The organism is Phenylobacterium sp. (genome assembly GCF_004799395.1).
In the GTDB taxonomy this organism is placed as follows: domain Bacteria; phylum Pseudomonadota; class Alphaproteobacteria; order Caulobacterales; family Caulobacteraceae; genus Phenylobacterium.
The window spans coordinates 1-10,123 of sequence record NZ_SSMZ01000287.1; the positions used below are offsets into that span (position 1 = coordinate 1).

At 66.1% G+C, this 10,123-nt stretch carries 8 protein-coding genes and 1 pseudogene; 4 read left to right on the forward strand and 5 right to left on the reverse strand.

What is annotated here, in order from left to right:
* Positions 1–1,888 (reverse strand): TonB-dependent receptor plug domain-containing protein (locus E8A12_RS18555; protein WP_293371587.1); only part of this gene is annotated, 1,888 nt, incomplete at its 3' end.
* Positions 1,889–2,435: 547 nt separating this feature from the next.
* Positions 2,436–4,250, reverse strand: a complete 1,815-nt coding sequence (locus E8A12_RS18560; protein ID WP_293371589.1) for an aminopeptidase P family protein — start codon at positions 4,248–4,250, stop codon at positions 2,436–2,438.
* Positions 4,251–4,502: 252 nt separating this feature from the next.
* Between E8A12_RS18560 and E8A12_RS18565 the strand changes: the two genes are divergently transcribed.
* The 3 genes and pseudogenes from E8A12_RS18565 to E8A12_RS18575 form a co-directional block, all read left to right on the forward strand.
* Complete coding sequence (locus E8A12_RS18565) at positions 4,503–5,057, forward strand: GNAT family protein (protein ID WP_293371591.1); 555 nt, start codon at positions 4,503–4,505, stop codon at positions 5,055–5,057.
* 37 nt (positions 5,058–5,094) lie between these two features.
* Positions 5,095–5,439 (forward strand): GIY-YIG nuclease family protein, encoded by a 345-nt coding sequence (locus E8A12_RS18570; protein WP_293371593.1) that lies wholly within the window; start codon positions 5,095–5,097, stop codon positions 5,437–5,439.
* 79 nt (positions 5,440–5,518) lie between these two features.
* A pseudogene (locus E8A12_RS18575) lies at positions 5,519–5,713 on the forward strand (hypothetical protein); the annotation flags it as partial.
* Positions 5,714–5,933: 220 nt separating this feature from the next.
* Here E8A12_RS18575 and E8A12_RS18580 read toward each other — a convergent pair.
* The 3 genes from E8A12_RS18580 to E8A12_RS18590 form a co-directional block, all read right to left on the reverse strand.
* Entirely contained in the window at positions 5,934–6,161 is a 228-nt protein-coding gene (locus tag E8A12_RS18580) for a hypothetical protein (RefSeq protein WP_293371595.1), read from the reverse strand.
* Positions 6,162–6,708: 547 nt separating this feature from the next.
* The gene (locus E8A12_RS18585) at positions 6,709–8,154 is read right to left on the reverse strand and encodes an NAD(P)-binding protein (RefSeq protein WP_293371597.1); all 1,446 of its coding nucleotides are present in this window, start codon (positions 8,152–8,154) and stop codon (positions 6,709–6,711) included.
* A gap of 153 nt (positions 8,155–8,307) precedes the next feature.
* Positions 8,308–8,607: a hypothetical protein gene (locus tag E8A12_RS18590; protein WP_293371599.1), complete on the reverse strand. Its 300-nt coding sequence runs from the start codon at positions 8,605–8,607 to the stop codon at positions 8,308–8,310.
* Between the two features lie 250 nt (positions 8,608–8,857).
* Between E8A12_RS18590 and E8A12_RS18595 the strand changes: the two genes are divergently transcribed.
* The gene (locus E8A12_RS18595; RefSeq protein WP_293371601.1) at positions 8,858–9,943 is read left to right on the forward strand and encodes a helix-turn-helix transcriptional regulator; all 1,086 of its coding nucleotides are present in this window, start codon (positions 8,858–8,860) and stop codon (positions 9,941–9,943) included.
* The last annotated feature ends 180 nt before the right edge of the window (positions 9,944–10,123 follow it).

The window sequence follows — 10,123 nt, forward strand, 5'->3', positions numbered from 1 at the left end:
TGTAGGTGTTGGTGTCGCCGATCGAGGAGTAGTCGGAGAAGCGGTAGCCGAGTTCCAGGGACACGTCCTTGGCGAAGGGCATGTCGCTGATCAGCGGCACGCGGGCCTCGCCGAACAGTTCATAGACGTCGAAGCCGCCGTTCACAGGCGGCGAGGCCGCGCCGTTGCCGTCCACCAGGCCGTTGGCCGAGAGGAAGTCGGCGGTCGAGTCCAGGTGCTCGCGGCGATACTCGGCCCCGAACGCCACGCCCACGCCGTCGCTGGCCCAGGCGCTCTTCAGACCGTAGTCGCCAAGCTTGCCGGTGAAGGCCAGGCTGACGACCCGCTCCGTCGTGTTGCCGACCGCAAAGCTCGTGGCGTCGAGGAACTTCAGCGCCGCCGGCGAGATGAACTGGCTCGAGAAGATGTTCAGCGGCACGCAGCCTGCGTCGGCCCCGGGCGCGCATTGCGGGCCGGTCGGGGTCTGGACGACGTTGAGGGCCTGTTGGATGCGGTTGGAGTTGAAGTTGCCGGTCTGCTCTTGCGAGAGCTGGACCGAGCCGTACTGCATGTAGCCGTCGTAGTTCCAGTTCTTGCCCAGGTCGCCGCGCAGGCCGATCACGATCCGATAGTCCTGGTGCCGGAAATCGGTCTGACGGCCTTGGGCTTCCTCGGCCTGCAGACGCCGGGAGACGACGCCGGTGAACTGGCCGGTTGGGTTGGCCGCGCAGGTGGCTCCGGTGGTTGAGGGCAGGAGGCTGGCTTCCTGAGCGGTCAACAGCGGGTTTGCGCAGTTCACCGAGAAGGTGCCGGCGAAAATGCCGCCGGCCGCGATCTGGGCGGTGGAGCGGTCATCCATGAACATGGTGTCCATGTAGGCCTCGGCCCAGGGCGCGACTTCGTAATGGGCGAAGGCGCCCAGCGAATAGCGCTCGTCAGGCCGCACGAAATAGTTGGCCGGACCGAAGTTGAACACGTCGGCGCCCGTGCGCGGGATGAAGGTGTTGAAGGTCGCCGGGTTGACGATGAAGCTGCCAACCCGCGCTGGGAACGCCGTGCCGGAACCGCCGCAGCCGAACTCGGCGAAGTTGGGCGTGCCGGAGTTCAGGGTGCAGGAGCTGAAGTCGCGCGCGCCTTCCAGGATGGGATTGTTCATGCGGTAGGCGGCGTAGGCGGTGATGTTGCCTTTGCCGTCCGGCGCATTGGCGCCCATGGTGATGGTGACTTCCGAGCCCTCGCCGTCGAAGATGTTGTGCGCGGGCAGGGCGAACTGGCTGGGGTCAGCCGCGTTGGCCGCGGCGGTCTTCACCACGCTCTGGATCGCACCCTCTTGCTGGGTATGCTGATAGCCCGAGTATTGCGTGTCGATCCGCACGCCCTCGAAGTTCTTCACCATGATGAAGTTGACGACGCCGGCCACGGCGTCGGCGCCGTAGGTGGCCGAGGCGCCGCCCGTCAGCACGTCCACCCGCTCGACCAGGGCGGCGGGGATGAAGTTCAGGTCGGGGGCCGGAAGGCTGGGGTCGCCCGGTCCCAACCGGCGGCTGTCGATCAGCACAAGGGTCCGGCTCGGACCCAGGCCGCGCAGGTCGACGGTGGCGGTGCCGGTGGAGCCGTTGGAGAGCGAGGAGCCCTGACCGGCGAACACCTGCGGCAGGGAATTGGTGATGTCCTCGATCCGGGTGATGCCCTGGGCCTTGATTTCAGCGTTGCCGATCGTGGTCACCGGCGCGATCGAGGTCAGGTTCGGCGACGGGATGCGGGTGCCGGTGACGACGATTTCAGAGACTTCGCCGTTGCTGGTGTCGGCCGGAGCGGCAGCGTTTGTTTGCGTGGCCAGGCCGAATACGGCGACCCCGCAGATCATCGAAGAGGCCAGCAGGCGCTCTCTGGTGTTGCGAATATTCAAAATCTAGGTCCTCCAGCGGGCGGCCAGTGACGGCAGCTCCACTCCCCAAGGGATTGACAGCCCAGGACCCAATCCGGCCCCGATTGGGCCGTAGTTAGGTTCGACTAGAGTTGGGGGTCAACTTGGATTGCGAAGTTGTTGCGAATCCGACGGGCAATATGTCGCATAATGGCCACATAAAGTTCACCTTATGAGACAGCATGTCTCGCAAGTCTGCGGCTGTGACACCTAGATTCAGCGAACTGGAATCCTTGTGAAACCTACGGCTGACCAATGAAAAGTGGTTATGATCGTAACTGTCATCAAAGTATATTTGTATGTATCTCCAGTAATTCGCAAAATAAATTTTGTGTAACAATGGTATTGCGACCGTCGCGCGTGAATCTGCGCCGTCTAGGCTGCGGTAATTCGGGAAGTATGCCCGAGATTGTCAGGTGTTCCGCGGGGGTGAACATTTTTGACAAGCGCGCCGCGTGGCCATCCCAGATTCCAGGCGTCGGGGCGCCGCCCAATACTAGGCAGGGCGCGTGCGTGGGTTCCGTGGGGCCTAGATCGGTGCGCAGGCGCCTTCCAGCCAGGTCCGCACGAAGGGCGGGACCAAGGGCCCGATCTCACCCAAAATCCGCGCGTGATAGGCGTCGAGCTGGGCGGCTTCCTCGCCGCTGAGCATCGCCTTGGTCACAAGACGTCGGTCGATCGGCGCCAGGGTCAGGGTCTCAAAGCCCAGCATGGGCCGCTCGCCGCCGGGAATCATGGCGGCTTCCGTGACAAACTGAAGGGTTTCGATACGGATGCCGTAGGCGCCTTCCTTGTAGTAGCCAGGCTCGTTCGAGACGATCATCCCGGGCCGCAGGGCGACCATGTTCGGCAGTTTGGCGATACGGTGCGGCCCCTCGTGCACGCCGAGGTAGGAACCGACCCCGTGACCCGTCCCGTGGTCGTAGTCGAGGCCGTGGGCCCATAGCGCCATGCGCGCCAGGGCGTCCAGGGCCGAGCCGGTGGTCCCGGCCGGGAAGCGCACCCGGGCGAGCGCAAGATGGCCCTTCAAAACCAGGGTGAAGCGTTCGCACATCTCCACGGTGGGTTCGCCGATGGCGACGGTGCGGGTGACGTCGGTGGTGCCATCCAGGTACTGGCCGCCGGAATCGACCAGCAGCAGCGAGCCTTTCACGGTCCGCCTGTTGAGCCGCTGGGTGGGCCGGTAGTGGACGATGGCCCCGTTGGACGCCGCGCCGGCGATCGTGTCGAAGGACAGGTCCTTGAGCGCCCCGGTCTCCTCGCGGAAAGCCTCGAGCTTGCTCACCGCCTCGATCTCATCCGGCGGATTGACCTGGCCCTCGGTGGCCACCCAGTGCAGGAACCGGGTGAGCGCGGCCCCGTCGCGGACGTGGGCGCGCTTTGTCCCGGCGATCTCGATCGCGTTCTTGCAGGCGCGGGGAAGCAGGCACGGATCGTCGCCGCGCTGCACGGAAGCGCCTGCGGTCCCCAGGGCCTCGAAGTACCAGGCCGAGCTCTGCGCCGGATCGACGAGCACCGACTTGCCCTTCAGGTCCGCCAGCGCCTGCGGGAGGTCCTGCGGCGTCTCCAGGCGCACTTCGTTGCCGAGCCAGGCCGGCAGCTCCGCGGTGACCTTGGCGGGGTCAAGGAACAGGCGGGCCGAGCCGTCGGCACTGAGGATCGCCTGGCCGATGGGCAGGGGCGAGCGGATGACGTCGCCGCCGCGGACGTTGAACAGCCAGGCGATGGAGGACGGCGCGGTGATCACCGCGGAGTCGGCGCCGCGGGCGGCCAGGCTCTCGCCCAGGCGGTGACGCTTCGAGGCCGAGTCCTCGCCGGCGTATTCCAGCGGATGCGGCACGACGGGCGCGGTGGGCTGCGGGGGCCGCGCCAGACCCCAAGCGGTGTCCAGAGGGTTGGGGCTGACGGGACGCAGCACCGCCCCAGCCTTGGCCACGGCGGCCTTCAGCCGGTCGAGCGCGTCGGGGCTGTGCAGGCGCGGGTCGTAGCCGATCACCTGCCCCTTGGCGGCGGCGGCCTCCAGGTAGGCCGGAACGCCGCCCTCCACCAGGTCGCGGATCTCGAAGGTCCCCTCGTCCACCTGATCGCGAACCTGCAGGGTGTAGCGCCCGTCGACGAAGATGGCGGCCTTGTCCGCCAGGATCACCGCCGCCCCGGCCGAGCCGGTGAAGCCGGTGGCCCAGGCCAGCCGGTCGTTGGCGGCGGGCAGGTATTCGTTCTGATGCTCGTCCTCGTGCGGGGTGACGAAGCCGTCGAGGCCCTGCTCGGCCATGGCCTTGCGGATCAGCGGCACGTGGCGGGGTCCGAACGAGCGGTCGGTGGATTCATCGAAGGTCTGGCGCATGGCCGGGGATGTAATCCCTTCGCGCCTGCCGGGCAAAGGGCGGCTTGCGACGAAACGGCGTTCGGGCTATCGGCCGTCCATGGTCGCCCACGCCGCCCAACGCGCCTCGAATTCCTACGGTCCCGCCACGGGGTCGACGGTTTCGCGCGCGCTGGGTTAGGCCCGGCCCGAAACGTCCAGACCCCGCCGCACCGGCCGGGGTCGCCAAGCGCCATCTCCCGCCGCCGGCCCAAGTCCGCAACGGAGACCCCTATGCCCGCGCCTGAAAAGCCTTGGTTCCCCATCCATACCGAGCGTTTGATCCTGCGCGAATTCCGCGAGGGCGACCTCGCCGACGTCCACGCCTACGCCGTCATGCCTGAGGTTTCGCGTTTCATGACGTGGGGCCCGAACACGGCGGAGGAGAGCCGTGAATTCCTCGACCGCGCCCTGGCTTCGCAAGCCGATTGGCCGCGCGGTCACGTGGGCCTGGCGATCGAGCGGAACGCGGTGGTGATCGGCTCCATCCGCCTGGACCTGCACGACGATGCAGGGGCCGATCTCGGCTACACCCTTAGCCAGGACCATTGGCGTCAGGGGATCGCCACGGAGGCGGCCCGCGCCGTGCTGGCGGAGGCGTTCGGGTCGCTCGGCCTGCACCGCGTCTGGGCGACCTGCGACGTGGACAACACCGGCTCGTTCAGCGTGATGGAGAAGCTCGGGATGCGCCGTGAGGCGTACTTCCGGCAGGACCGGTTCATCCGCGGCGCGTGGCGTGACAGCTACCTCTACGCGATCCTCGCCGAGGAGTGGATTTCGCCCGGGTAAAATTGACAAATCCGCGAGAAGGCCTTACCGCAGCGCCATGGACAAGCAGACCCGCCGCCAGGCCGTGCGCGACTACAAGGAGCGCAAGATCCCGGTGGGGATCTATGCGGTGCGCTGCGCGGCGAGCGGTCAGGTATGGGTCGGCGTCGGGCGCAACCTCGATCAGCAGCAGAACCGCCTGTGGTTCGGGCTGAAGACCGGCGGCCATCCCAACGCTGCGCTCTGGGCCGCCTGGGCGGAGCACGGCGAGGCGTCGTTCAGCTTCGAGGTGGTCGAAACGGTCGATGTCGAGGACCTTGGCGACTACGGCCGCGACAGCCGGCTGAAGGATCGCGACGCCCATTGGCGCGCCGAGCTCGGCGCGACGAAGATCGTCGGATAGATGGGGTAAGGGGCCGGCTCTAGCCGAGCGAGCTGGTCGTCCCTCACTTTGACGGCGTCACGGAGTCTGGGCTTTTGGCCTGCTCCAAGCATCAAGGAGAGACGACCATGAAGCATCATGCCGAGATGACGTGTCTTTGGAATGCTCGAGCGTCTGCGTTGTCGACGCCAAGGGTCGGATCGTTCGCGAGGCCAAGGTTCTGAGCGAGCCGGAGGCGTTGATCGCCTGGTTCGCGGAGCTGCGCTTGGCGCTGGGGCGGGTTGGCCTGGCGAGCTTAGGCCGCGATGCGCTTCTCAGCAGGCCACGAAAAACCCCCGGCGCCGAAACCGGGGGCTGACACAAACTGTGCGGCGAGAGGGGGGCTCGTTAGCCGCACGGGTTGAACGCGGCGCCAAGGTGACGGTTCCGATGCGCCTCGCGGTGATCGGCACACGCTGGGACACGGCGCTTGGCTCAAGCCTGACGGTTCGGGAACGCTCTACGGCGCTGGCGACTTAGCTGGCGTCACCGCTGGGGTTGTCGAGCGAGGGTTCGATTGGAAAGTCCACCACCACGTCAGGACGCGACTGAGCCGCCTTCTCCGCAGCCTCCGCCTTCTGCGCCATCAGCCGCCAGTCTCCCGCTATCTTGAGAAGTTGTTCGCGGTGGGAGCCTGTTGTCATTTCGCTCGCAAGCCGCTCCGCCATGGCCGCGCGCTCCCGGTAGCTCTCAGCGTCAGACATCCCCAATCCCCACAATGTCGGTTAACCGACCAACTTCAAACGGGGATCATGCGGCTCCGTTCCACGGTCTGACGCCATGGCGCGTCGTCCGCCGCAAGTGGGGGACAACAAGGGGTGGCGACCAGCCGAGGCGTCGAGCTTGTCGGCGTCGGAGACATTGCCTGAGGTGCTGCTTTGCCTTGTGGGCCTGTTGAGCCCGCGCGAACGCGTCCAGGTCGCCGCCTGGCTTCTCGTCGTCGGCTATCAGTCGTCGCGGATCGTTCGCTTTTTCGACCACGCCGCATAGGACAGTCGAAGACCCTGGCTGGCCAACGTCAGCTTTCCCTCTGTGGACGCCCCCTTCAGCGCAAGAGGATTCTGAGAGGTGACGATCGCGTAGTCGGATGCTGCCATCTGTCCGGCCTGTTGTGCGCCGCCTGCGTTTGCTATCAACGTCCTCCTCTTGCGGGGCGTCCGGGCGCAGGCTCAGCGGTCCAAATCGGGTGCCTGTCGCCAAAGAGTTTGCCTCTACGACCGCGGCGATCGAAAGGAAACGGTTGAGCGCCGGTCATTTCGACTCCTCCAGTGCTTGTTCGCGGGGGGAGTCGGAGGCCTCGGCCGGAGTTGCCGAAGGGGCAATGACTGCCTTGACGCGCCGCACGAGGTCCGGATCGGTAAGAACGCTTGATGGCTTCAGCAGATGGATGACCTCCTGCCAAAGCTTGTGAACGTCGGGTTCGGCTACAGCGAGGCGCACGAGGGCTGCGCCGAAGGCGCTGGTCTGATCGAAGTCGGCCGGACGTTCGCCGCGCGTCTCGGGATACAGGAAGTCCTGGCCAACGATCATGCCCCAAGGCGTGTCGATCAGCTTCTTCGCCGCGGCGAAGAAATCCCGTGCAAGTTTGGCTGGCGGCTCGCCAGGTCGCGGCGTGGCGGCCAACAAGCGATCGAGCAGGCGAGCTTCCTGGGCCGCGATGCTCATGCCCTGGCCGAAGGCCGGGTTGAACCTGCAGATCGCGTCGCTGAATGGCAGCAAGCCGCTAGGAAAATCGGGTAAGCGCTCGAAGTGCCGCCGGATGCTCGCGGCAAACCGGTAAAGCGCCGGCTCGCCAATACGCTCGGCGTCCTTCAGGGCGTCGAAAAGGGTGGACCCGGGCAAACTCTCCAGGAAACCCATGAACCCCGGCCAGTCCCGCGGCGGCCGCTCAGATCCCCGGCCCACGAGGGTGACCATCCAGCGGTCCCCCTCCATCGGCAGAAGCAGGGCGCCACGGCCGCCCACTGATGGGTCCGCGAACACACCGCATATTTTCCAATTCGGATCAGCGGTGGCCGGCCGCCGGAACACCGCTGAGGAATAGCCGAGGCTGACTCCGATCCGGGTCTCTTCAGGCAGTGGGCGACCGCTTTCTTCCAGAAGCTTCAAGGTCAGGGCCCCGCTGCCTGAGGCCTCGACAACCAGATCGGCGACGAGGGTCTCGCCCTCCTCCTGCGGAGTGGCGAACCCCACGCCGGTAATCCGTGCGCCGTCGGGCGTCGTCAACAACGCCTCGGCGCGGCACCCCGAGCGGATCAATACATTGCCAAGCTGCTCAACCCGGCGGCGCAGCGTTAATTCGTTCATCGGCCGCGAGATGCAGACGAAGTCCCAACCCAGATCGCGCTGGGGAATGGGGTTAAAGCCCATTTGCTCGAAGCGGACATCTTGGCCCGCGCGAACCGTGACGGCGCCGGCGTCCAGTAGGTTTTGATCAAAGCCCGGGATGAGGTCGCACAAGGCCCGCAGGCCGCCGGTCAGCAAGGCGTGGCCGTGCAGACTCTGGGGCGTGCCGGCCCGCGCCTGTGCATGGACTGGCAGCTCGTCTCGCTCCAGGACCACGATCTCCCGAAAGTAGCGTGAGAGCGCGGCGGCGGCTGCGAGACCCCCAATGCCCGCGCCTATGACCACAGCGCGGTCGCCGAGGACTTCGCGATATGTCGGGGCGTCGGAGAGATGGCGTGGCGTGTCAGACATGGTCTTCTTCGGAACGGGTGGTGATTCAGTGAGAATGCGTCACGACCTCCCAGCGTTAGATGTCGCTGAAGAGCGGCCGGTCGCGGCGAGGGGCACGGCTTGCGCGGGGCCGCCCGGAACTCGGACCGCGCTGCGCGCGGTCCGCTGTCACCCTTAGCCAGGCAGCCAAAAGGCGGTGTCGACACTGGCGGCCTCGAAGAGGCCCTGACTCTGCATAGTGTCGAGCAGGGCGATGTAGTCCGCGTCGCCCACTAGCTGGGCTTGAGCCTTTTCGAAGGCTGCGAAATTCTCGTACTGGCTGACGAATAGGATTTCCTGGCCGCCACCTATTCGGACCAGGACGCTTGGCGTCACCCCAGTCTTGGCGCCCACGACGGCGGCGATCTTGCGCGACCACTCGGCCGGCGCAGGGCCCGCCTTGGCGACGCGGGCGCGGAGCGAATAGCTGATCATGGAATTACCTCCCGATGTTGGCGAGGCCCAGCGGCCTTGCGTGCCCGGTTTGGGCGCCCCGATTCCGATTGATCGTCGCGCCGACCGTGTCTCAACCTCCCGCCGCCGAAGCCCGCCCGCATCATCAGAATTGTTGACGTTTCAGCAAAAAGCCGGCCCCACTTCCGAGCCAGTCAGCGTTGAACGACGATCCCTGGGACCCGCCCTGAGGTCCCGGAGGCCCACCCGATCAGGACCCAACGATTGACCGATGACCCAAGACCTCGTCGACCGGATCTATGAGTGTTCGTTTGCGCCGGAGCTTTGGCCGAACATCTTCGACGAGCTGGCCCAGATTGCCGGCGCGCGCGGCGGCTTCCTCTTCGTCGCCAATCAGGAGGTCCTGAATTGGACGGCGTCGGACAGCCTGCGCGGCGGGATGCAGCTGTTTGCTGCCGGAGATTTCTACCGGCGCAGCCAGAGACCGGGGATCGCACTGGCCGCCCGGCATGCCGGGTTTATCCGGGATTGCGATTTCTACACCGACGAGACGATGGCGGCGGACCCCCTCTACAGAGACATCCTCTGGCCCGCGGGGCTCGGATGGTGCGCGGCGACCATGATCCCGCTGCCCACCGGCGAGGTGTTGTTTCTAAGTGTCGAGCGCGAGCGTTCACGGGGGCCCGTGGAACCTGCGGTTGTCGAGCGTTTGGATGCCTTGCGGCCACACTTGGCGCGAAGCGCGCTCATGTCCGCCAGGCTGCAGCTCGAGCGTGCGCGGATTGCCAGCGATACCCTGGGCTCTATCGGCTTGCCCGCGCTGGTGTTCGACGACCGCGGCAAGGTCCTCGCCGCGAACAACCTGATCGAGTCCCTGTCCGGCGTTGTCTACTGGCGGACCGGCGACCGCGTCACCCTGCGGGATAGCAAAGCCGAGGTCCTTTTTCGCCAGGCGATCGACACCCTGCGGCTCGCGGGCCTGAACGTCCCGCTGTCCTTCGCTCTGCGCGCCCCAGAATCCGGTGGCGCGGCGATGGTGGCTCACGTCATTCCTTTGCGCAGGACGGCCCGCGACGTGTTTTCTCGTTGCGCCGGCGTGCTGTTCGTCAGTCCCGTGACCTTGCCGGATGCGCCCCCAGTTGAACTGGTCCAGTCGCTGTTCGATCTGACGGCCGCGGAAGCCCGCGTCGCACGCCATCTAACCGGGGGCCAGACGGTCGAGGAGATCGCCTCTGGCAGCGGCGTGTCCCTCAGCACGGTGCGCACCCAGGTGCGCGGCGTGCTGGAGAAGACCGGTTGCCGCCGCCAAGTCGAAGCCGTTGCACTATTGGGGGGGATTGCTTCCCCACGTCCCTGATCCACAACACAGCGGGGGGAGTGGCCCAAATGGTGGACGTAAGAGGAATTGGTGGCGGCGGACCTCACTTAACCGAGGCGGCAAGGCGACTTCCGGTTCCGGCTCCAACGTCCGCTACCCCTCGATTTTGTTGAAAAAGGCCTCTTGAGCCGATGACTCGGGGCTGATTCACTTCTCCTG